Raw genomic sequence first — 23,749 nt, forward strand, 5'->3', positions numbered from 1 at the left:
ATCCAATGACCTTTGATATAGCGAAATACCCTACGCTGGCGCTGGCGGAAAATCCTGAGGAACTGCGCCTGCTGCCACGGGAAAGCCTGCCTAAATTGTGCGATGAACTGCGACAGTATCTGTTGGACAGCGTCAGCCGCTCAAGCGGGCATTTTGCCTCAGGTCTGGGTACAGTCGAGCTGACTGTGGCGTTGCATTACGTCTATAACACGCCTTTCGACCATCTGGTATGGGATGTCGGTCATCAGGCGTATCCCCACAAGATCCTGACCGGGCGGCGTGACCGTATCGCCACTATTCGCCAAAAAGGCGGGCTACACCCGTTCCCGTGGCGTGGCGAAAGTGAATATGACGTTCTGAGCGTCGGCCACTCCTCCACGTCCATCAGCGCTGGTATCGGTATGGCGGTGGCGGCGGAGCGCGAAGGCCTGGGACGGCGCACCGTCTGCGTGATTGGTGATGGCGCGATCACCGCCGGTATGGCGTTTGAAGCCATGAATCATGCTGGTGATATCAAACCAGACATGCTGGTCGTCCTGAACGACAACGAAATGTCGATTTCCGAAAATGTCGGTGCGCTGAACAACCATTTGGCGCAATTGCTCTCCGGCAAGCTCTACTCCACCTTGCGTGAGGGTGGCAAGAAAGTGTTGTCCGGCCTGCCGCCAATCAAAGAATTGGTTAAACGTACCGAGGAACACCTGAAGGGAATGGTGGTGCCGGGTACGCTGTTCGAAGAGTTGGGCTTTAACTATATCGGCCCGGTTGATGGGCATGACGTGCAATCACTGGTGCATACCCTGAAGAATATGCGCAGTCTGAAAGGCCCGCAGTTGCTGCATATCATGACCAAGAAAGGCAAAGGCTATGCCCCTGCTGAGCAGGACCCGATCAGCTGGCATGCCGTACCGAAATTCGACCCGGCTAGTGGTACCTTGCCGAAGAATAAAGAAGCGCTGCCGACCTATTCCGCCGTTTTCGGCGAATGGCTGAAAGAAACCGCAGCAGCAGACTCCCGGCTGATGGCCATTACCCCAGCCATGCGTGAAGGCTCCGGCATGGTATCGTTTTCGCGCACCTACCCGCAGCAGTACTTTGATGTCGCTATTGCCGAGCAACATGCGGTGACCTTTGCTGCTGGCCTGGCGATTGGCGGTTATCGCCCGGTCGTGGCGATTTATTCCACGTTCCTGCAACGTGCCTACGATCAGGTCATCCATGATGTGGCCATTCAGAACCTGCCGGTGCTGTTTGCTATCGATCGTGGCGGCATCGTTGGCGCAGATGGTCAAACGCATCAGGGTGCGTTTGACCTGTCGTTCCTGCGCTGTATTCCACAGATGGTGATCATGACCCCCAGCGACGAGAACGAATGCCGGTTAATGCTGCATACCGGTTATCACTATCAGCAGGGGCCGTGTGCAGTTCGTTACCCACGCGGCAATGTGTTGGGTGTTGAACTCACTCCGCTGGAAACCCTGCCTATCGGCAAAGGCGTCGTTAAACGTCAGGGCGAGAAGATTGCGATTCTGAATTTCGGTACGTTGTTACCAGAAGCACAACAGGCAGCCGACGCACTCAACGCCACACTGGTGGACATGCGATTCGTCAAACCGTTGGATGAAGCGCTGGTCGCCTCGCTGGCTGCCAGCCACGATATGCTGGTGACGCTGGAAGAAAACGCCGTGATGGGCGGTGCCGGTAGCGGTGTGAATGAATACCTGATGGCGAATCGTCTGCCCGTCCCCGTACTCAATCTGGGCCTGCCTGATATCTTTATTCCGCAAGGCTCACAAGCGGAAATCCGCACCGAGCTGTCGCTGGATGCTGCTGGCATCGAACGTCGCATTCGAAACTGGCTGGCCTGATACTGGCCACCAACAGGCAGAAAAAAACCGGGAATATCCCGGTTTTTTTAGCGCTGGCAACCACCCGCAGACTATTACCCAACCACATACCCAGCCACATACAATATGGCCGCAGCGATAACACCAGCAATAATATCGTCAACCATGATGCCCATACCGCCGTGGACATGACGATCAAACCACCGGATAGGCCAGGGTTTAAGAATATCCAGGATCCGGAAAATCACAAACCCGGCGGCGACCCAGCCCCAGTGGGTTGAAGGCACCGCTATCAGAGTGATCCACATGCCGACAAACTCATCCCAGACGATGCTGCCATGGTCATGTACGCCCATATCTTTGGCGGTACGGTGGCAAAGGTAAACCCCTACGCAGATGCTGAGCATCACCAGCAGTGAATACAGCTGTAACGGCAGCAGCATCAACAGATACCACACAGGAATGGCCGCCAGCGAACCGGCGGTGCCTGGCATCCACGGCGATAAACCGCTGCCAAAACCGGTTGCCAGAAAATGCCACGGATTACTCATCCGCAGGCGGCGTTTGGCAACTAACGATCCTTTGCTCTCACTGGTCAAAATGGTCATACCCTTTCAGATTGACGTCCACCGGCTGACCGGAATGAAAGAAACTCATTCCTTCCGACGCCGGCCCAATCTGGCCGATACAGGTGTAACTGGCCCCCAGATGACCAATCGCTACCTCTAACGCGCCCCGATTCAGTTCGGGTACCGTAAAGCACAGCTCATAGTCTTCACCGCCAGCAAGCGCCCAGCGCATAGCCTGTTCCGGGTCGGTATGCCGCAGCAGTGCATCAGAGTAAGGCAATGCCTCCAGATTGATACGTGCGCCGCAATCACTGGCTTTAAGGATGTGTCCTAAATCTGACGTTAATCCATCAGACAGATCGATAGCCGCACTGGCCAGATCGCGCAACGCCTGCCCCTGCAAAATGCGAGGCTGAGGACGCAGGTGGCGCTGCAACAGCCATTGGCGATCATCAGCATCCGGCACCTGTAGACTGTGCTGCAAGATGGCCAACCCTGCCGCACTGTCCCCCAGCGTTCCGGTGACATAAATCCAGTCGCCGATACGTGCTCCACTACGCTTGAGCGCACGTCCTGCTGGCACCAACCCTTGAATAGTCAGCGTCATGCTAAGCGGCCCACGCGTGGTATCACCGCCTATCAGTTGCATATCATAGTAAGAAAGCTGTTCAAACAGGCTGTCGCTATAGGCGGCCAGCCAGTCCGCATCAATGTCCGGCAACGTGAGCGCCAGCGACACAAAGGCAGGATCTGCGCCCATCGCCGCCAAATCACTCAGGTTGACCGCCAGTGATTTATACGCCAGATCGGCAGGGTCAATATCGGGCAGAAAATGAATGCCGGAGACCAGCGTATCCGTGCTGACTGCCAGCAGTTGTTTGTCCGGAATGTTTAACAGGGCGCAATCATCACCGATCCCCAGTTCAACACCCCGTCGTGAATAGCCAGCCCGATTGAAATAGCGGGCAATCACGTCAAACTCACCTTGAGCCATACTTTTTCCAGATAGTGGTAACCTAAAAAAAACCAAGGCCGGAAAACCGGCCCTGACTGACTTATTTTTTACCCGGCCGCAAGTGTGGCCCGGCTTTGTCCAGCACGCCGTTGACAAACTTGTGGCTGTCTTCGGCACCGAACACTTTAGCCAACTCAATCGCTTCGTTGATGGCAACCTTGTACGGTACATCTTCGCGCTTGCTAAGCTCATACACCGCCAGACGCAAAATAGCCCGCTCAACTTGCCCGAGTTCATCTAACTGACGGGAAAGATACGGTGCCATCTGGGCATCCAGTTTTTCCGCCTGAGTGGCGACACCCGCCAGCAGCTCGCGGAAATAGGCGATGTCCACACCTTTGACATCCTGCTCGCTCAGGAACTGGAGTTCAACATCGGCAATATCATTTTTGGACAACTGCCAGGAATAAAGCGCTTGAACCGCACATTCACGAGCGCGGCGACGAGCAGCAGGTTTCACGGAATACCCCTTACAAAATAAATCAGGCTGACTTGATTGAGTGTAATACATTGATCATTTCAAGCGCGGTCAGAGCGGCTTCCGCCCCTTTGTTCCCCGCTTTAGTGCCGGCGCGCTCGATAGCCTGCTCGATACTTTCCGTAGTCAGCACACCGAAGGCGACCGGAATGTCGCTATTCATCGCGACATGAGACAGGCCGGAACTGCATTCACCGGCAACGAATTCAAAATGCGCTGTACCGCCGCGAATCACCGTACCCAGAGCTACCACGGCGTCATACTTCTGACTGTTAGCCAGCGCACGCACGGTCAGCGGCAATTCATAGGCACCCGGTACCCACACCACGGTGACGTTGTCTTCTTTCACCTGACCAATACGTTTGAGCGCGTCCAACGCGCCTTCCAGCAGGCTGTCATTGATAAAGTGATTGAAACGGGCAATAGCAATCGCCACGCGGGCATTCGGAGCGGCAACAACACCTTCAATAATGTTCATAGCTTTCCTTTGATTGTTTTACGACCCCGCAGGGGGGCGGATTCTATCATATTCTTCCGGGCGCGTATCCGCTTTTGACCCTGTAACGGATATCCGCCACCTCAACGCGCGCAGAAACAGACTAACGAGGCTTCAGTGTCAGGCGAACATCTGGACCAATCTGGCGAACATCGGTCATATCAAACATCGGGGCCTGCGACAACTGTTCCAACCCAGGCAATACGCACAACGACCGGGCCGCATCACCTAATAATGTCGGAGCCAGATAGACAATCAGTTCATCCACCACACCAGCCTGCAATAGAGCTCCGGCCAGGTGAGCACCCGCTTCGACCCAGACCGTATTAATCTGACGCTTGCCCAGCGTCATCATCAGCGCCACCAGATCAATACCGCCGCCATGCAACGGCATGGTCAGTTGCTCCACGCCATCCGGCCAGGGCTGCGCATCCTGACTCGCTCGCGCCAGCCAGGTCTGACCCGGCTGACTCACCAGACGATGGTGCGGCGTCACACGTGACTGACTGTCGACGATGACGCGTACCGGCTGGCGTACCGCGCTTTGCGGATAAAGGCGCTGGGTATCGGCATCCAGTTCTGACCAGCGCACGGTCAGCGACGGGTCATCTGCCAGCACGGTAGCACTGCTACTGAGAATAGCGGCACTCTGTGCACGAAAACGCTGTACATCCTGACGAGACTGCGGCGAGGTTATCCACTGACTTTCACCGGAAGCCATCGCCGTTCGGCCATCCAGCGACGCGCCGAGCTTGAGTTGTACATACGGGAAACCGGTGCGCATGCGTTTTAAAAAGCCGCGGTTAATTTTTTCTGCCTGATCCATCAGGACGCCGTGATGCACAGCGATACCCGCCTGTTGTAAACGATGCAAGCCACGCCCGGCTACCTGTGGGTTAGGGTCTTGCATCGCGGCCACGACCCGCGCCACACCCGCCGCGACCAAGGCATCGGCACAAGGTGGGGTACGTCCGTGATGGCTACAGGGTTCCAGCGTCACATACGCCGTAGCGCCACGAGCCTTGTCGCCTGCCATACGTAACGCATGCACTTCTGCATGGGGCTCGCCGGCTTTCTGGTGGTACCCTTCACCGACTATCTCGCCATCTCTGACGATCACACACCCGACATTCGGATTCGGTGCCGTAGTAAAGCGGCCGCGGCGAGCTAACTCCAGCGCGCGGGCCATATAGAATTCATCAGAGTATGTAGCCATCCGGTGCTTATCCTGGATTAAGAATCATGTTGGAAGCGCGCGATACGCAAAAAACAACGCACGATTAATCCTGCAGACGGGCGATTTCCTCGCCAAATTCGCGGATATCCTCAAAGCTGCGATATACCGATGCAAAACGGATATAAGCAACTTTGTCGAGCTTTCTGAGCGCATCCATAACCAGATTGCCCACCATCTTGGCCGTCACTTCACGCTCGCCGGTCGCCCGCAATTGAGATTTGATGTGAGTGATGGCCATTTCCACGTCATCAGAGCTGACCGGGCGTTTCTCCAGTGCTTTCAACATCCCACTGCGCAGTTTGTCCTCATTGAACGGCTCACGCACATCATTACTCTTGATGACGCGCGGCATCACCAACTCCGCCACCTCAAAGGTAGTAAAACGCTCATTGCATACCAGGCACTGACGGCGTCGACGAACCTGCGACCCTTCGCCGACCAGACGAGAATCAATGACCTTGGTATCTACTGCGGCACAAAAAGGACAATGCATAACGTTTCCAGACCATAGCCTTATAAACCTGACCTAGTTTACCCCGAATTCCGCTTATAACCCAAATGCCGGTACGACGCCTTTTTTCTGTGTCGACTGCACGGTGGTTTAGCTTCGATTGAAGTGAGTTAGGCTACAGTAATGCCGCTTCTTGATTATGTGGTTTGTCGATAGCAATCAACGGCTCATCGCCATCTGGCATCTCAAGATTATCAAGCGGAAACTCCCCAAGTTTCATACCGTTTCACTACCGGAGACCCCTCAATGGGACCTGACCCGAATCCTCATCCAGGACAACGCGTCATTCACCGGTAAGTCAGCTTTTGCTGCCTTGCCGGCTAACACAGGCAAGGCAGCGGCGTTCAATTCGTCCCTGCTTTTGATTTAGTAGCCGCATGCAGGCTTACGGCTCCTGCGTGTTATCAGGCTGTAGCGTTTTCGGCTACGGCAGGGAGTATTGTTTATGCTGTTTATTCGACTCACACGACAGCTGTTTTCACAACTTAGCCTTCATCTGCCGCGTCGCCTGTTCCAGCGCGACCTGATGCCAGATGGAAAAGTGAACGCCAGTCAGGCCATGACGGATACCATGGCGGCACGTTGTCTGCGTCTGGCCCGTCTTGATGAAACAGCCTTATATCAGGAATTCGCCAGCCATCCCGACGGATTAATGGCGGATGAAGTAACACGGGTGCGGGCGCAGCATGGCGATAACCGTATTCCTGGCGAGCAGCCCTTGCCCTGGTGGCGGCACTTATGGCGTTGCTATCGTAACCCGTTCAACCTGTTACTGACGTTGCTGGGCATGATTTCTTATGCCACGGAAGATCTGACTGCCGCACTGGTTATCGCGCTGATGGTGCTGATTTCGACCCTGCTCAATTTCATTCAGGAAGCGCGTTCTGGTAAAGCGGCCGATGCCCTGAAAGCGATGGTCAGCAATAAGGTCACCGTGCTGCGCAGCGATTCCCACAGCGGTTATAGCGACTTTCAGGATATCCCGCTGGATCAACTGGTGCCGGGCGACCTAGTGAAGCTGGCCGCAGGCGATATGATCCCAGCCGATCTGCGTATATTACAAGCACGCGATCTGTTCATCAGTCAGGCGTCGCTCACCGGCGAATCTCTCCCTGTGGAGAAAGTAGCCAACAGCCGCCAGAGCGATGCCGCCACTGCGCTGGAATGTGACACCCTCTGCTTTATGGGGACAAACGTGGTCAGCGGTACCGCACTGGCTATGGTCATTGCTACCGGCAGCAACACCTGGTTTGGTCAACTGGCAGGCCGTGTGGTGCAACATCCCGGTGAAATAAACGCGTTCCAGCTAGGTATCAGCCGCGTCAGTTGGCTGTTGATCCGCTTTATGCTGGTGATGACGCCAATCGTGTTGCTTATCAATGGCTACACCAAAGGTGACTGGTGGGAAGCCGCCTTGTTTGCTCTGTCAGTCGCGGTCGGTCTGACACCAGAAATGTTGCCGATGATCGTCACCTCAACGCTGGCAAAAGGCGCGGTCAAACTGTCTCGCCAGAAGGTGATCGTCAAACGGCTGGATGCCATCCAGAACTTTGGTGCTATGGACATCCTGTGTACCGATAAAACCGGGACACTGACGCAGGATAAAATCGTGCTGGAATGCCACACCGATGCATTCGGGAATAGCTGCCAGCGCGTATTGCGTCGTGCCTGGCTGAACAGCGCCTACCAGACTGGGCTGCGCAATCTGCTTGATCAAGCGGTGCTGGCGGGTATTCCATGCGAGGAACAGCAAGCTGAACTGTCCCGCTGGCGCAAAGTGGACGAAATTCCGTTTGATTTTGAGCGCCGCCGTATGTCGGTTGTCGTCGCGGAAAACAGTCATGAACATCTGTTAATCTGCAAAGGCGCGCTGGAGGAAACCCTGAGCGCCTGTACTCAGGTGCGCCATGCTGAACAACTCCTGCCGCTGGACGCCAGCTTATTATCTCGCATTCGCCATCTGACAGATGACCTGAACCGTCAGGGCCTGCGGGTGGTGGCCGTTGCCAGCAAAGTGATGCCTGCCGACCGTCAGGATTACGGCCGGGTCGACGAATCCGACCTGATTTTGGAAGGTTACATCGCTTTTCTCGATCCGCCGAAAGAAAGTACCGCCCCAGCGCTGAAAGCGCTGAAGGATAACGGTGTGACAGTAAAAATCCTCACCGGCGACAGCGAGCTGGTGGCCGCTAAAGTGTGTCGCGAAGTGGATATTGAGCTGACCGGTATTCTGACTGGCCGTGACATTGATGCGCTGAGTGATGAACAACTGACGCAAGCCGCCCGCGACACCACGCTGTTTGCCCGTCTGACGCCATTACACAAAGAGCGTATTGTCCGTTTGCTGCGTTCCGAAGGCCATGTGGTCGGCTTTATGGGAGATGGCATCAATGACGCGCCAGCACTGCGGGCAGCGGATATCGGTATTTCGGTGGACTCGGCGGTGGATATCGCCCGCGAGGCGGCGGATATCATTCTGCTGGAAAAAAGCCTGATGGTACTGGAAGAAGGCGTCATCGAAGGGCGTCGTACCTTTGTCAACATGCTGAAATACATCAAAATGACGGCCAGCTCCAACTTCGGTAACGTCTTTAGTGTACTGATTGCCAGCGCCTTCCTGCCGTTTTTGCCGATGTTGCCGCTGCATCTGTTGATCCAAAACCTGATGTACGATATTTCGCAGATAGCTATCCCGTTCGATAACGTGGACGACGATCAGGTCAAAAAACCTCAACGCTGGAATGCAGGCGATATCGGTCGATTCATGGTGTTCTTCGGCCCGATTAGCTCCATTTTCGACGTGCTGACATTCTCACTGATGTGGTGGTTCTTCCACGCAAATACACCAGAGGCACAAACCCTGTTCCAGTCCGGCTGGTTCATTGAAGGGTTGCTCTCACAAACACTGATTGTGCACATGATCCGTACCCGGCGGATTCCGTTTATCCAAAGCCGTCCCTCCTGGCCGGTGATGATGATGACGATCTTAGTCATGATAACCGGCATTGGTCTGGTATTCTCTCCGCTGGCGGGTTTCCTGCAACTGCAAGCGCTGCCGATGAGCTACTTCCCATGGCTGCTGGCGATCCTGAGTGGTTATCTTCTGCTCACCCAAGCCATGAAGGACTTCTTCACCCGTCACTATGGCTGGCAATAACCGCAACTGGCGTGGTGGTCAATGACCACTACGCCTTGATTTTTCTCTCTTGATTCAGCCTGTTCTGCTTATCTTTTTCCCCGCATCTCATTCACTATAAGAGACAGTAAATCACGTCTACACTGACACTACATTATTGAAGCATGACTAACTGCTATGGTCCCGGGGAGAAACAGGCTATGCGTTTGTACCACCGCGTTATCCCAATGTTATCTGCCATTGTGCTACTCGCCGGATGTGCACAACCGCAGACTACCCACGTAACAAACGAATTAGGTCAGATAGACCAAAAATTACACGACATCACTAACCGTGCTATGGCGCTGGAACAGCAAAATACGTTAAACGCCAACTCTACCTCGGGTGTCTATCTGCTACCCGCCGCGCAGAACCGGGCCTTACTCGACAGTAGCATCGGCAGGTTAAGCCTGGAACTGACTAAAGTTGAACCAGAAGCCAATGGTACACGGGCATTACTGGTTATCCAGACCATGAACACTCTGACGTTACCTGCTTTCCAGGCGCAACTTGACTGGGGGTCGCTGGACCCGGTTAGCGGCAAACCGTTGACTGGCGACATGCAAACGCAGTTGATCACCTTCTCACCTGCGCTCACCCCGGTTTCGGAAGCGAGAATAGAAGTGCGACTTTCTGGCCTGGCACCGGAGCAACTCGGTTTTGTACGCGTCCATGATGTCATCGCCGAATCCGGGCAAAGCCACCGTGAACCGGATCAGTCTCACCCTTGATTTTCTCGCCTGAAAACAGCCATAAAAAAACCCGCCGGACAGCGGGTTTTTAGTTACCACAACGCACGTGTAAATAGAGTTACGGCAACAGCGACGGCTGATCCGCACCTTCTTTTTCCACTTTCTGTACCAACATGTGCTCACGCTTCATACCCAGCTTAAGTGCCAGCGCGGAAGCCACATAGATGGAAGACGCCGTACCGATGGTCACACCGATCAACATCGTCAGTGAGAACCCTTTCAGCATCGCTCCACCGAACAGGTACAGCATCAGGATCACCACGAGGGTGGTTCCTGATGTGATTAAGGTACGGTGCAGCGTTTGGGTCAACGACACGTTGAAGATTTCGTAAGGCGTTCCACGGCGAATTTTGCGGAAGTTTTCACGAATACGGTCAGACACCACGATACTGTCGTTCAACGAGTAACCGATGACCGACATTAACGACGCCACAATGGTCAAGTCGATTTCAATATTGAATAACGACAGCACCCCCATCGTGATGATCACGTCATGCGCCAACGCGATAACCACCCCTGCCGCCAGACGCCATTCGAACCGGAAGCCGACGTAGATAAGGATACAGATTAACGCAGCCATCAACGCCATCGCGCCCGTCTGCGCCAGATCCGCCCCCACACTTGGCCCGACGAACTCAATGCGTTTAACGACCGCATTCTGGCTGGTTGACGCGTTGATGACGTTAACCACCTTGCTACCCAGAGCCTGGCCGCCAGATTCATCGTGAGCAGGGGGCATACGCACCATGATGTCACGGCTGCTACCAAAGTTCTGTACCAGTGGATCGGCAAAGCCAGCCTTTTGCAGCGCTTCGCGCATCTGCTCCAGATCGACCGATTTCTCAAGCGAAATCTCAATAACCGTACCGCCGGTGAAATCCAGCCCCCAGTTGAAACCGCGCACGCCCATCACGACGATAGACAGGATCAACAGCAAACCGGACAACGCGAAGGCCCAGTAGTCCCAGCGCATAAAGTCATACACTTTACGGCCGTAGTTCAATTGTTCAACAGTATATTCCTGTGCCACAACGCACTCCTCAGATAGACAGCTTTTTGATGCGCTTGCCGCCGTACAGCAGGTTTACGATGGCACGGGTTCCAACGATAGCGGTAAACATGGATGTCGCCACACCAATACCGGTCGTGATCGCAAAGCCTTTAATCGAGCCGGTACCCACCGCATACAGGATAATGACTTTAATCAGCGTCGTGACGTTGGCATCAAAGATGGAGCTAAATGCACCCCGGTACCCTTCATCGATCGCCTGCTGCACAGAGCGTCCGTTGCTGAGTTCTTCTTTGATACGCTCGTTAATCAGTACGTTAGCATCCACCGCCACCGCAAGGGTTAACACGATACCCGCAATACCAGGCATGGTCAGCGTGGCCCCTGGCAACAGCGACATAACCCCGACCACCAGCACCAGGTTCAACAACAGTGCAGAAGTCGCAATCAGGCCGAACTTCTTATAGAAGAAGATCATGAACAGGATAGACACCGCCAGACCTGCCAGACAAGCCTCCAGCCCCTGAGTGATGTTTTGCATCCCCAGCGTCGGGCCGATGGTACGTTCTTCTACAATCTGAATCGGCGCAATCAGCGCACCGGCACGCAGCAGCAGTGACAGCTGGCGCGCTTCGTTCGGGTTGTCGATACCAGTAATACGGAAGCTATTGCCCAGACGTGACTGGATGGTGGCGACGTTAATCACCTCTTCCTGTTTTTCCAGAATCGCGCGACCGTTGGCGTCTTTCTTACCACTATCCTTGTATTCCACAAACAAGGTCGCCATCGGTTTACCGATGTTGTCCTTGGTGAAATTGGACATGATGTTGCCGCCCGCGCTATCCAGAGAAATATTCACCTGTGGACGGTTGTATTCATCATTACCGGAGGTAGAGTCGGTAATATGGTCGCCGGTAAGAATCACGCGTTTGTACAAGGCGATCGGGCCACCATCACGCATGTTCATGACTTCGGTATCGCCCGGCACACGACCGCTGGCTAACGCCGCCGGGTCAACATTACTGTTTACCAGACGGAATTCCAGTGTGGCGGTCGCCCCCAGAATTTCTTTCGCACGCGCCGTGTCCTGAATCCCCGGCAGCTCTACCACGATACGGTCAGCACCCTGACGCTGTACCAACGGTTCGGCCACACCAAGCTGGTTGACACGGTTTCGCAGGATGTTGATGTTCTGCTGTACCGCATATTCGCGGGCTTCGCGCAGACGCGCATCGCTCATCACTGCACGCAGCGCATCACTGCCGCTATTGCTGAACACCAGATCGCGATGGCGCGGAGTCAGGTAGTTCACGGCGTTGTCACGCAGTTGACCGTCGCGGAACAGAATTTCCACGCCATAATTATCTGCTTTACGAACAGACGCATATTGGATGCCTTTCTCGCGCAGATCGCTGCGCAGGGAATCCATTGTCTGCTCCTGCAACTTGCCTAACGCAGTATCCATATCCACTTCCATCAGGAAGTGCACACCGCCACGCAGGTCAAGACCCAGTTTCATCGGTTCCGCCCCCAGCATTCTCAGCCAGGTAGGCGTAGCAGGTGCCAGGTTTAGGGCAACCACATATTTCTCGCCCAGCGCACTCACCAAAACTTCACGAGCACGAAGCTGGATGTCCGGCGTAGAGAAGCGCGCGAGAATGGCACCGTTTTCCAGCGCAATAGACTTGCTGGCGATATGTTGTTCTTGCAAAACATTCTGGATCTGGACCAGCGTAGATTCACTGGCGGCGGTTCCTCGCGCGCCAGTGACCTGAATTGCCGGATCCTCACCATACAGGTTAGGAAGTGCGTAGAGCAGACCGACGACGATCGTCACGATCAGCATCAGGTACTTCCACAGAGGATAGCGGTTTAACACGGTAGTTCCCTTCGGGAAAGTCGAAAAATTACAGGGCCTTCATGGTACCCTTCGGCAGTACGGACGTCACGTAATCGCGCTTTATAACGACTTCGTTGGTATCGTTCAGGGCAATGGTGATAAATCCGTTATCCGCCACTTTGGTTACACGCCCAACCAGGCCGCCGTTAGTCAGCACTTCATCGCCTTTACTGATCGAATCCATCAACTTTTTGTGTTCCTTGGCACGTTTTTGCTGAGGGCGCAGGATCATGAAGTAAAAAATCAGACCGAACACGGCCAGCATAATCACCAGAGAGTACGGGCTTCCTTGAGCCGGAGCACCTGCAGTTGCTGCCACAGCGTCGGAAATGAAAAAACTCATTTAAATGTCCTCTTTAGTTATCAAAACAACAGTTATCTATAAAACGTTCATGCCACGCAAACGTGCTTATTGCGGCACATGACCTTCATGGTCATTTCCCGCCGCGCTATCGGCCAACGGCGGAACCGGTTTACCGATGCGCTGGTAAAACTCGGCCACAAAGCTCTCTAATCTACCTTCCCCGATAGCCTGGCGTAAACCCGCCATCAGGCGCTGATAATAGCGCAGGTTGTGGATAGTATTGAGGCGCGCGCCGAGTATTTCGTTACAACGGTCCAGGTGGTGCAAGTAGGCACGGCTATAATTGCGACACGTGTAGCAATCACAGTGCTCATCCAGCGGTCCGGTGTCGTCTTTATGTTTGGCATTGCGAATCTTGACCACGCCGTCCGTCACGAACAGATGGCCGTTACGGGCGTTGCGCGTCGGCATTACGCAGTCAAACATGTCGATACCGCGGCGAACCCCTTCCACCAAATCTTCCGGTTTGCCTACCCCCATCAGGTAACGGGGTTTATCCGTCGGCAACTGCGGACAGACATGCTCCAGAATACGGTGCATATCGGCCTTCGGCTCGCCGACCGCGAGGCCGCCCACAGCGTAACCATCAAAGCCGATGTCCACCAGCCCTTTTACCGACACATCACGTAAATCTTCGTAAACACTGCCCTGAACGATGCCGAACAGCGCGTTTTTGTTGCTTAATTCGTCAAAACGCTGACGACTGCGCTTCGCCCAACGCAACGACATCTCCATCGACCGCTTGGCATAGTCCCAGTCTGCGGGGTAAGGCGTACACTCGTCGAAAATCATCACGATATCGGAACCGAGATCGTACTGAATTTCCATGGATTTTTCCGGGCTCAGGAAAATGGCATCACCATTGATCGGGTTGCGAAAATGCACACCCTCTTCGGTTATCTTGCGGATATCTCCGAGACTAAATACCTGAAAACCACCGGAATCGGTCAGGATCGGGCCATGCCACTGCATAAAATCATGCAGATCGCCGTGCCGCTTCATGATTTCCTGCCCCGGGCGTAACCACAGGTGGAAGGTGTTACCTAAGATTATCTGGGCGCCGGTCTCTTTGACTTCTTCCGGCGTCATCCCTTTGACGGTGCCATAGGTACCGACGGGCATAAATGCCGGGGTTTCCACCACACCACGTTCAAAAACCAGACGACCACGGCGCGCACGGCCGTCCGTTTGCAACAGTTCGTACTTCACTTAACCTCCAGCATCAGAAAACAGTCTGATGGCATCATTGATATACCCACAGAACCTGGCCTGCGGTATGAAAAAGATCGGCGGCGGATTATCCCACCTGCTCCTGTTCCGCCGACGGGTTACGGGTGATGAACATGGCATCACCGTAACTGAAAAAGCGGTATTGCTCAGCCACCGCCTGATGGTAAGCGTCCATCGTATGGCGGTAACCCGCAAACGCCGACACCAGCATAATCAACGTCGATTCCGGCAAGTGGAAATTGGTTACCAGCGCATCCACCACCTGATAGTGATAGCCGGGGTAGATAAAGATGCGAGTATCGCCGAAAAACGGGGCGATTACGGCTTTTGCACTGGCTTGAGCCGCACTTTCCAACGAACGCACCGAGGTCGTACCGACGGCGATAACACGGTTACCACGCGCTTTACAGGCCAGTACCGCATCCACCACCGTCTGCGGCACTTCGGCATACTCGGCGTGCATCACATGGTCTTCGATAGACTCAACCCGCACTGGCTGGAAGGTACCGGCACCGACATGCAGAGTCACGAAGGCCATTTCCACGCCTTTTTCTTTCAGAGCAGCCAGCAACGGCTCATCAAAATGCAGACCCGCGGTGGGTGCTGCCACAGCCCCAGGGCGCTGACTGTACACAGTCTGGTAAAGCTCACGGTCTGCGGCTTCATCCGGACGGTCGATATAGGGTGGCAATGGCATGTGCCCGATGTCATTGAGAATGGTCAACACATCGCGCGTATCATCGAACTGAATCTCGAACAAGGCGTCATGGCGCGCCAGCATGGTCGCTTTCACGCTCTCGTCTTCGCCGAGCAACAATGCTGTACCGGGCTTAGGTGCCTTGGAAGCGCGCACATGCGCCAGCACACGCTTATCATCCAGCATGCGTTCTACCAGCACTTCCAGCTTACCGCCACTGGCCTTACGACCAAACAGGCGCGCAGGAATCACCCGGGTGTTGTTAAACACCAGCAGGTCACCTGGCTGGAGTTTATCGAGCAGATCGGTAAAAACGCCGTGCGCAACCGCGCCTGTAGGGCCATCCAGCGATAACAGTCGGCAACCGCTACGTTGTGCCTGCGGATAGCGGGCAATCAGGGATTCAGGCAATTCAAACGAAAAATCGGCAACACGCATGACTATTCACTTACATTTCGGCACAGTGGAACAAACGAAGCGGCTTAGTCTAGAGCCCGTCGGGACAGGCTGCAAGAAATAAGCGGGACATCACCCTACCTTCCTCTATACTTGGCGCACCAACCTTATTCGTTATGCCTTTTTGGAGTGCGCGTCGACGCTATGAATTTTCTTGCACATCTGCATCTCGCCACGCTGGCGCAAAGCTCGCTGACCGGAAACCTGATGGCAGACTTTGTGCGTGGTAACCCCGACGAGCTTTACCCACCCGAAATGGTCGCCGGTATTCGCCTGCACCGCCGTGTTGATGTACTGACCGACAGCTTGCCGGAAGTGCGTACGGCCTGCCGCCATTTCAGCGCGGACTACCGCCGGGTCGCGCCCATCGCGCTGGATGTGCTGTGGGACCATTTTCTGGCGCGCCATTGGTCGATGATAGAACCGGCAACCCCCCTGACACACTTCGTCAACGAGGCAGAACAGCAAATCACTCCCCACCTGCCCGACACCCCGGAGCGCTTTCGTAACCTGAATCATTACCTGTGGCCGGAACGCTGGCTGGAACGCTATGCCGAGCTGCCGTTTATTGCCGAGGTGCTGCACCGCATGTCAGTGCGAAGACCGAAGCTGGCAGCGCTTTCTGGCTCATTTATCGATATTGAGCGTGGCTACCATCAATTTGAAACATTATTCTGGCAGTTCTATCCTCGTATGATGCATCTGGCAAAAACAGGTCAGCTGGATGGCCCGGCTAACGTCGCACAGTAACACAGGGTAAAAGGAGGAACAGCGCGCCAGGCTGTTCCCACGTCAGTGAAAAGGATCATCAATTGATCCGATAGGCAAAAACTATCTTATTGATTGGTCGCTTTCGCTTTATTCACTGACAGGCTGTACCTATACTTACGGCGTTTACTACATTCACCTATCATTAACAGCTATCTACAGGAGTAATTATGGTCCTGGTAACTCGTCCTGCCCCTGACTTCACTGCCGCCGCCGTACTGGGAAGCGGGGAAATCGTTGAGAATTTCAATCTGAAGAAACACATCAACGGTAAAGCGGCTGTGATCTTCTTTTGGCCGATGGACTTCACTTTCGTATGTCCGTCTGAGCTGATCGCCTTCGATCACCGCTACGAAGAGTTTAAGAAACGTGGCGTTGAAGTGGTTGGTGTGTCTTTTGACTCTGAATTCGTACACAACGCCTGGCGTAAAACCCCGGTCGACAACGGCGGTATCGGCGAAGTGAAATACGCGATGGTCGCTGACGTTAAACGCGAAATCCAGAAAGCCTACGGTATCGAACATCCGGAAGCGGGTGTGGCGCTGCGCGGTTCTTTCCTGATCGACAAAAACGGCATCGTGCGTCATCAGGTAGTGAACGATCTGCCGCTGGGTCGTAACATCGATGAAATGCTGCGTATGGTCGACGCGCTGCAGTTCCATGAAGAGCACGGCGAAGTGTGCCCGGCTCAGTGGGAAAAAGGTAAAGCCGGTATGGGCGCTTCCCCGGACGGCGTAGCGAAATACCTGAAAGAAAACGCCAACAACCTGTAATCAGCTCTTTGCTATTCAGGCATCAGCCAGCGGTCTCGCCGCTGGCTTTTTTATTTCACCATGACTCCAGCCCGGCACGTCACTGAACGATACCAAGACCAGATACAGCCTTTTTATCAATAAATTAGGCAGGCTCATCCTATGCAGACGCTTTCTGAAACGTGATCCGACATTCTCACGAAGCGTCATGGGACACGCCACGTTATCGGCTGTGCTGATCTCTGGGGCTGGGAGTCTTACTCTTCACGGCAGGGAATACCCGACAGCACAGGAAATCGACCAACGCCCGAACCTTTGGCGAGGGATGCTTGCTCGCCGGCCACAGCACATGGAAAACCCCACTGCGCTGCACATACTCGGTCAGGATCGACTTGAGCCGACCGTCAGCCAATAGTTCTCGGATGGCGAAGTCCGGCAGATAGGCGATCCCCAGTCCCTGTAATGCAAAACACACGCGCGTTTCGATGTTGTTACAGATCATCGAGGTGGGCAGTTGCCATTCTGGCTCATCGGGCGTTTGCCGCAGCGCCCAATTCTCCAGCTTGCCGCTGTAGGGCCATCGATAGTGCAGGCAGGTGTGTTGACGCAGATCGGCGGGCAGCATGGGGGTACCACGGCGTGCCAGATAGTCCGGCGAAGCCACCAGTTGCATTTCAAAGGTGCCCAGACGGCGGGCTGACAGACGCGAATCCGCCGGTTCACCGGTGCGCACCACGGCATCGAAACCTTCCTCGACCACATCGACCATCCGGTCGGTAAAATCCAGATCGAGCTCTATCTCGGGGTACTCACGCATGAACTCGCCAAGTACCGGTAGCACCAGCGAACTGACCTGCGGCAGGCTCACCCGCAGGCGTCCGCGCGGTGCGGCAGTCGCTTGCGACAATTCCAGTTCTGCCGCCTCAATCTCGGCCAGAATGCGTCGACTGCGCTCAAGAAATAGCGAGCCCTCGGCAGTCAACGTGATGCTGCGCGTGCTGCGGTGGAATAGGCGCACTCCCAACTTCTCTTCCAGACGCGCCACACTCTTGCCGACGGCCGAGGCCGAGACCCCCAGCAGCCGACCGGCGACGACGAAGCTGCGCGTCTCGGCCACCTGCACGAACACCACGAAGCCATTTAGGCTGTCCACGATCCATTCCTCTTACGATTACGGACATAAATTTCCGCACATCACGGAACTGTAGCCTACTTTTTCTTTAATCAAAAGTTTTCTATCGTCGATGCATTGCCCATTGAATCGAGGTATTTGCCATGACGAATCTGCTACTCACGCTGCGCCAGGGTGTTCCACCCGCACACCTATCTGCACGTATCAAGACCGCCGTGCAGCAGGCGCTGGACGACCGGCGCCTGGTCGGTGCCGTTATCCTGGTAGCCCGCGACGGCGAGCTGATCCACCAGCAAGCCGCTGGTTTGGCCGACGATGAGAGCGCACGGGCAATGACGCTGGAGACGGTCTTTCGACTGGCTTCGGTCAGCAAGCCCATCGTCTCTACCGCAGCCCTGGCGCTGGTGGCACAAGGCCAGCTCGATCTGGATACAGGCATTGAGCGTTGGCTGCCCACGTTTCGTCCCGCATTGGTCGATGGCCAACCGGCGCGAATCACCGCGCGACAACTGCTCAGCCATACAGCGGGGCTGGGTTACCGCTTCTTTGAAACCGACGCAGACGGTCCCTATGCACGGGCTGGTGTCTCGGATGGCATGGATGCTTCCGGTATCAGCCTGGAGGAGAACCTGCGACGCCTCAGCAGTGTACCGCTGCTGTACGAGCCGGGTACAAGTTGGGGTTACTCACTGGCGACCGATGTGTTGGGCGCATTGATCGAGCGCATACATGGCACGCCGCTGGACAAGGCGGTGAAGGAACTGGTCACAGGCCCACTGGGTATGGCCGACACTGGCTTCGTCGCCTGTGATGCGCAGCGCGTGGCAACCCCCTATGTCAACGATGCGCCGAAGCCGCACCGGCTCGCCGAGGGCGAAACCGTCTCGCCCTTCGAGGGCGCCATTGGCATTACCTATAGCCCGGCCCGCATCTTCGACGCACAGGCCTTCCCGTCCGGGGGGGCCGGTATGGCCGGTACGGCGGGTGACTTCCTACGCCTGCTGGAAATCCTGCGACAGGGCGGCGGCACACTACTACCCAGTGAACTGGTTGAGGAAATGGGACGCGACCAGACCGGCGGGCTAGAATTGCCCGATGCCCCTGGCTTCGGTTTCGGTTTGGGTTTCTCGGTACTGCGTGACCGCAGGCTGGCGGCTTCACCAGAATCCGAAGGCACCTGGCGCTGGGGCGGTGCCTACGGCCACTCGTGGTTCGTGGACCGGGCGCAGGGTCTGAGCGTCGTGGCCTTCACCAATACGTTGTACGAAGGCATGTCCGGTCGCTTCATCACCGAGCTGCGCGATGCCGTCTATGACGCGCTGGAGGTTCTCTGATGAAAACGACACCCGACCGCATGGCTGCCATCGCATTTCGCCGCGGTGCGGCCCTAACCGATCCGGACTGCCTGACCGACATCGACACAGAGTGCCCGAAGCCGGGACCACACGACCTGCTTGTGGCAGTCCGCGCTGTCTCGGTTAATCCGGTGGATACCAAGATCCGGGCTGGATTCATTGCTGCGCCCGACAGCGTCCGCTCGCTGGGCTGGGATGCGGCAGGGATCGTCGAAGCCGTTGGTGAAGCGGTCACACTGTTTCGGCCGGGTGAGGCCGTCTACTATGCCGGTTCCTTCGATCGCAGTGGTAGCAATGCCCAGTTTCAACTAGTAGACGAGCGTATCGTCGGCCACATGCCCGAAACTCAGGGTTTCGCCGAAGCAGCGGCCCTGCCGCTAACCTCGCTAACCGCCTGGCAACTGCTGTTCGACCGCCTTGGCGTGCGGCCGGGCAAACCGGCCAATGTCGGCAGCCTTCTGGTGCTGGGCGCCGCCGGCGGGGTTGGCTCCATTCTGATCCAGCTCGCCAGGCGGCTGACTGGACTGACGGTGATCGCCACAGCCTCGCGCGAAGAAAGCCGCGACTGGTGCCTTACTCTGGGCGCCCACCACGTCATTGACCATCGGCAGCCGTTGCCAGCACAGATCCGCGCACTGCCGGTGCCGCCTGTCACCCATGTGGCTGCATTATCGAACACGGCAGAGCACTGGACCGAACTGGCAGATTTGATCGCGCCACAAGGGCAACTGGCCATCATTACTGATCACGAGACACTGGACGCAGTACCGTTCAAGGGCAAGAGCGTGTCGCTACACTGGGAAATGGTGTTCACACGCCCGCTGTTCGGCACGCCGGATATGATCGCGCAGCACCGCATCCTCGACGAAGTGGCAGCGCTAGTGGATGCAGGCGTGCTGCGCTCAACCGCCTGCCGCGTACTGCATCCGCTAGACGCGGCCCGGCTGCGCGAGGCACATCGGCTGGTGGAACAGGGCGGCACCACCGGCAAAGTGGTGGTGGCGCGTTCTGCACAGGATGTGCAACGACGAGACAAAAAGGAGGCCCAGGCATGAGCGCTGTTGCCCAATACCGCCTGCCGTGGACCGCGCTACTTGCGCTGGCGATGGCTGCGTTCATTACCATCCTGACAGAAGCGCTTCCAGCCGGCCTGCTACCGCAGATGGCACGGGACTTGGCGGTGTCCGAAGCCTGGGTGGGTCAGACCGTCACAATCTATGCCATCGGTTCTCTGGCAGCGGCCGTCCCGCTGACCGCTGCCACGCAAGGCTTGAGGCGACGCCCTCTGCTGCTGGCGGCCATTGCAGGCTTCGTCGTCGCCAATACCGTCACAACGTTCTCCGGCAACTATGCCCTGACTATGATCGCACGCTTTCTGGCAGGTGTGTCGGCTGGGTTACTGTGGGCGTTGCTGGCGGGTTATGCCGCACGCATGGTGCCCGAGCATCAGAAGGGCCGGGCCATCGCCATTGCGATGGTCGGCACGCCATTGGCGTTGTCGCTGGGCGTGCCGGCCGGCACCTTCCTTGGCAATCTGGTGGGCTGGCGGACGTGCTTCGGCATCATGAGCGGGCTGGCACTGGTGCTCATGGTGTGGGTGCACATCAAGTTGCCGGACTTCGCCGGACAGGCAGCGGGCAAGCGCTTGTCGCTGGGGTACGTGTTCACGATGCCCGGCGTGCGCCCGGTGCTGTTCGTGGTGCTGGCCTTCGTGCTGGCGCACAACATCCTCTATACCTACATCGCGCCTTTTCTCGCGGCAGTGGGTCTGGCCGAACGGACGGATTTGGTACTTCTGATGTTCGGCGTCTCGTCCCTGCTGGGCATCTGGATCGTTGGCGTGTTGATCGACCGCCACCTGCGTGTGCTAACACTGGCGAGCACGTTCGTGTTTGGCTTGGCCACGCTGGCACTCGGCGTGGCGTCCGATGCACCAGTCGTGGTGTACACGGCGGTGGCCATCTGGGGTCTGGCCTTCGGCGGCGCGGCAACGTTGTTCCAGACGGCGCTGGCCAAGGCGGCAGGCGACGCGGCGGATGTCGCACAGTCCATGCTGGTCACCGCCTGGAACACGGCGATTGCCGGTGGCGGCATCGTCGGCGGCGTGCTGCTAGATAGCCTCGGTGCCGGAGCCTTCGTACCGGCCTTGCTAGCGCTACTGACGGCAACGCTGGTGGTAGTATGGGCCGCCAGGCGGCATGGCTTTCCCGACACAGCGCTGACGGCCGGTGTATGCCCGGCGATGCCCGATCGGCAAACCGAGGCACGGCCATGAACGGCACCTAGCCATTGTTCTTCATTGCACTGAGCCTGTTCGGCCTGTATGTCGTCGAGTTCGGCATCCTGTCGGCCGTCGTCGAGCGTTACGGCATCACGGCTGCGTAGTCGGCAGCTTACAACCCACTGTTGGAAATGAGGTGCGGCGCACATGAAGTGCACGATGTGCAGAACGTAGCCGATATTTTGGTCGATCCCAATGGCGTGCTCGAACGCCATTGGGAAAAAACCATGTGCGGCCCGATGACTGGAGCGGGCTGGCGATCCCGGCCGTGCCCGCCGCCCCGGAAAATCGGCAGGACGGCGACCGATGACGCCGTCATTACTCAGGTCCGACGGCGAAGGGCGTAGCTTGCCAGCAGCAACAAGATCCACACTATACCCGCGTACAGTGCAATACGGGTATCCGGAAAGTAACCAATCAGGCCGATGATAAAGACCAGGAACACCACGCCAACCACGGCGGTCGCTGCACCACCCGGCAGAGGAAACGCTAGCGCGTTCACCTGCTCGCGGTTCAGTTTGCGGCGAAACGCAATCTGTGAGCACAGAATCATGATCCATACCCATACGGTGGCAAACGTGGCTAGCGAAGCAATCACCAAAAACACTTTCTCCGGCATGATGTAGTTGAGGTACACCGCCACCAGCAACGCCAGCACCATCACCACGACCGTTACCCAGGGGGTTCCGCGACGTGACAACCGGGCGAACACCTGTGGTGCATGGCCTTGCTCCGCCATGCCGTGCAACATACGCCCCACGCCAAACACATCACTGTTGATGGCAGACAGCGAGGCGGTGATCACCACGAAATTCAGGATACCGGCAGCGGCCGTGATGCCCATATGCTGGAAGGTCAGCACAAACGGACTACCGTTGGTACCCACCTGATTCCACGGGTAAATCGACATAATCACGAACAGGGTACCGACGTAGAACACCAGAATACGCCAGGGTACAGAGTTGATGGCGCGCGGAATGGACTTGTGCGGTTCTTTGGCCTCACCCGCGGTGATCCCGATGATCTCGACACCACCATAGGCAAACATCACCATCTGCAATGACAGGATCATCCCCATCACGCCATTACTGAAGAAACCGCCATTGCTCCACAAATTATGGATACCGGTAGGCTCGCCGCCGTTGCCAATCCCCCAAACGATGATGCCGACCCCGGCCACGATCATGACCACAATGGTCGCGACCTTGAAAAACGAAAACCAGAACTCCAGTTCGCCAAACACCTTCACATTCATCAGGTTGATGGCACCGATAATCAACACCACGCTTAATACCCAGATCCAGTGCGGCACCTCGGGAAACCAAACCCCCATGTAAATGCCGAAAGCGGTAACATCGGCAATCGCGACGATCAACATCTCAAAGCAGTAGGTCCACCCGGTGATATAACCAGCCAACGGGCCGAGGTAGTCGCGGGCATAACGGGAAAAGGAACTGGCTTGCGGATTGTTGACAGACATCTCCCCCAGTGCCCGCATAATGATATAAGCGAACACGCCGCCAATCAGATACGCTAGCAGCACACTGGGGCCAGCCATCTGAATAGCGCTGGCCGAGCCGTAAAACAGCCCGGTACCAATGGCGGAGCCCAGCGCGATAAAACGAATATGCCGCGTACTTAAGCCGCGCTTGAGTCTGGATTGTTGTTCCATAGGTTTGGATTGTTGTTCCATAAATGAGCAACCCTGTCTTTACAAACGAAAAA

At 56.1% G+C, this 23,749-nt stretch carries 21 protein-coding genes; 8 read left to right on the top strand and 13 right to left on the bottom strand.

Features of this window, described 5'->3' with window-relative positions; genetic code table 11:
* Window positions 1-5 precede the first annotated feature (5 nt).
* Window positions 6-1,868: a 1-deoxy-D-xylulose-5-phosphate synthase gene (dxs, locus tag FGI04_RS13615; RefSeq protein ID WP_407336866.1), complete on the top strand. Its 1,863-nt coding sequence runs from the start codon at window positions 6-8 to the stop codon at window positions 1,866-1,868.
* A gap of 74 nt (window positions 1,869-1,942) precedes the next feature.
* Here dxs and pgpA read toward each other — a convergent pair whose 3' ends face one another.
* The 6 genes from pgpA to nrdR all read right to left on the bottom strand — a co-directional run bounded on the left by pgpA (window position 1,943) and on the right by nrdR (window position 6,135).
* Entirely contained in the window at window positions 1,943-2,455 is a 513-nt protein-coding gene (pgpA, locus tag FGI04_RS13620; protein WP_016941770.1) for a phosphatidylglycerophosphatase A, read from the bottom strand.
* Window positions 2,436-3,410 carry a thiamine-phosphate kinase gene (gene thiL, locus FGI04_RS13625; RefSeq protein WP_407336867.1) on the bottom strand — a complete coding sequence of 325 codons (975 nt, stop codon included), beginning with the start codon at window positions 3,408-3,410 and terminating at the stop codon, window positions 2,436-2,438. Before thiL ends, pgpA begins: the two co-directional genes overlap by 20 nt.
* 61 nt (window positions 3,411-3,471) lie before the next feature.
* Window positions 3,472-3,891 (bottom strand): transcription antitermination factor NusB, encoded by a 420-nt coding sequence (gene nusB, locus FGI04_RS13630; RefSeq protein WP_016941768.1) that lies wholly within the window; start codon window positions 3,889-3,891, stop codon window positions 3,472-3,474.
* Window positions 3,892-3,913: 22 nt separating this feature from the next.
* Complete coding sequence (gene ribH / locus FGI04_RS13635) at window positions 3,914-4,387, bottom strand: 6,7-dimethyl-8-ribityllumazine synthase (RefSeq protein ID WP_407336868.1); 474 nt, start codon at window positions 4,385-4,387, stop codon at window positions 3,914-3,916.
* Window positions 4,388-4,508: 121 nt separating this feature from the next.
* Window positions 4,509-5,621, bottom strand: coding sequence for a bifunctional diaminohydroxyphosphoribosylaminopyrimidine deaminase/5-amino-6-(5-phosphoribosylamino)uracil reductase RibD (gene ribD, locus FGI04_RS13640; RefSeq protein ID WP_407273088.1), 1,113 nt, complete (start codon window positions 5,619-5,621; stop codon window positions 4,509-4,511).
* A gap of 64 nt (window positions 5,622-5,685) precedes the next feature.
* Window positions 5,686-6,135, bottom strand: a complete 450-nt coding sequence (gene nrdR, locus FGI04_RS13645; protein ID WP_012883737.1) for a transcriptional regulator NrdR — start codon at window positions 6,133-6,135, stop codon at window positions 5,686-5,688.
* Window positions 6,136-6,598: 463 nt separating this feature from the next.
* Here nrdR and mgtA point away from each other — a divergent pair, with 463 nt between their 5' ends.
* Together mgtA and FGI04_RS13655 are read left to right on the top strand one after the other, a co-directional pair.
* Window positions 6,599-9,310 carry a magnesium-translocating P-type ATPase gene (gene mgtA, locus FGI04_RS13650; protein WP_407321015.1) on the top strand — a complete coding sequence of 904 codons (2,712 nt, stop codon included), beginning with the start codon at window positions 6,599-6,601 and terminating at the stop codon, window positions 9,308-9,310.
* A gap of 179 nt (window positions 9,311-9,489) precedes the next feature.
* Window positions 9,490-10,059, top strand: a complete 570-nt coding sequence (locus FGI04_RS13655; protein ID WP_342699427.1) for a SadB/YajI family lipoprotein — start codon at window positions 9,490-9,492, stop codon at window positions 10,057-10,059.
* A gap of 79 nt (window positions 10,060-10,138) precedes the next feature.
* Here FGI04_RS13655 and secF read toward each other — a convergent pair whose 3' ends face one another.
* The 5 genes from secF to queA form a co-directional block, all read right to left on the bottom strand.
* Entirely contained in the window at window positions 10,139-11,110 is a 972-nt protein-coding gene (gene secF, locus FGI04_RS13660; RefSeq protein ID WP_038913355.1) for a protein translocase subunit SecF, read from the bottom strand.
* A gap of 10 nt (window positions 11,111-11,120) precedes the next feature.
* Entirely contained in the window at window positions 11,121-12,968 is a 1,848-nt protein-coding gene (gene secD, locus FGI04_RS13665; RefSeq protein WP_342699426.1) for a protein translocase subunit SecD, read from the bottom strand.
* A gap of 28 nt (window positions 12,969-12,996) precedes the next feature.
* Window positions 12,997-13,332, bottom strand: coding sequence for a preprotein translocase subunit YajC (gene yajC, locus FGI04_RS13670; protein WP_012770768.1), 336 nt, complete (start codon window positions 13,330-13,332; stop codon window positions 12,997-12,999).
* Window positions 13,333-13,398: 66 nt separating this feature from the next.
* Window positions 13,399-14,562, bottom strand: coding sequence for a tRNA guanosine(34) transglycosylase Tgt (gene tgt, locus FGI04_RS13675; RefSeq protein WP_012883732.1), 1,164 nt, complete (start codon window positions 14,560-14,562; stop codon window positions 13,399-13,401).
* A gap of 88 nt (window positions 14,563-14,650) precedes the next feature.
* Window positions 14,651-15,718, bottom strand: a complete 1,068-nt coding sequence (gene queA / locus FGI04_RS13680; protein WP_019844665.1) for a tRNA preQ1(34) S-adenosylmethionine ribosyltransferase-isomerase QueA — start codon at window positions 15,716-15,718, stop codon at window positions 14,651-14,653.
* Between the two features lie 162 nt (window positions 15,719-15,880).
* Here queA and FGI04_RS13685 point away from each other — a divergent pair, with 162 nt between their 5' ends.
* Together FGI04_RS13685 and FGI04_RS13690 are read left to right on the top strand one after the other, a co-directional pair.
* On the top strand, window positions 15,881-16,486 hold the full coding sequence (locus FGI04_RS13685; protein WP_342699425.1) for an ACP phosphodiesterase: 606 nt from the start codon (window positions 15,881-15,883) through the stop codon (window positions 16,484-16,486).
* 188 nt (window positions 16,487-16,674) lie between these two features.
* Entirely contained in the window at window positions 16,675-17,277 is a 603-nt protein-coding gene (locus tag FGI04_RS13690) for a peroxiredoxin C (protein WP_016941758.1), read from the top strand.
* A 202-nt stretch (window positions 17,278-17,479) separates the two neighbouring features.
* On the opposite strand, the gene FGI04_RS13695 is transcribed toward FGI04_RS13690, so the two are convergent.
* Window positions 17,480-18,409, bottom strand: a complete 930-nt coding sequence (locus tag FGI04_RS13695) for a LysR family transcriptional regulator (protein WP_407336869.1) — start codon at window positions 18,407-18,409, stop codon at window positions 17,480-17,482.
* Window positions 18,410-18,531: 122 nt separating this feature from the next.
* On the opposite strand from FGI04_RS13695, the gene FGI04_RS13700 reads away from it, so the two are divergent.
* Genes FGI04_RS13700 through FGI04_RS13710 form a run of 3 tightly spaced genes read left to right on the top strand, consistent with a single transcriptional unit; the run spans window position 18,532 to window position 22,018 of the window.
* Window positions 18,532-19,722, top strand: coding sequence for a serine hydrolase domain-containing protein (locus tag FGI04_RS13700; RefSeq protein WP_407321012.1), 1,191 nt, complete (start codon window positions 18,532-18,534; stop codon window positions 19,720-19,722).
* Window positions 19,723-19,742: 20 nt separating this feature from the next.
* Window positions 19,743-20,798: a zinc-binding alcohol dehydrogenase family protein gene (locus tag FGI04_RS13705; protein ID WP_407322220.1), complete on the top strand. Its 1,056-nt coding sequence runs from the start codon at window positions 19,743-19,745 to the stop codon at window positions 20,796-20,798.
* Window positions 20,795-22,018, top strand: a complete 1,224-nt coding sequence (locus FGI04_RS13710; RefSeq protein WP_407336870.1) for an MFS transporter — start codon at window positions 20,795-20,797, stop codon at window positions 22,016-22,018. The genes FGI04_RS13705 and FGI04_RS13710 overlap by 4 nt, the downstream gene beginning before the upstream one ends.
* A gap of 328 nt (window positions 22,019-22,346) precedes the next feature.
* On the opposite strand, the gene proY is transcribed toward FGI04_RS13710, so the two are convergent.
* The gene (gene proY, locus FGI04_RS13715; protein WP_342699599.1) at window positions 22,347-23,696 is read right to left on the bottom strand and encodes a proline-specific permease ProY; all 1,350 of its coding nucleotides are present in this window, start codon (window positions 23,694-23,696) and stop codon (window positions 22,347-22,349) included.
* Window positions 23,697-23,749: the final 53 nt, after the last annotated feature.

Origin of the sequence: Dickeya ananatis (assembly GCF_019464615.1) — a bacterium.
GTDB lineage: Bacteria > Pseudomonadota > Gammaproteobacteria > Enterobacterales > Enterobacteriaceae > Dickeya > Dickeya oryzae.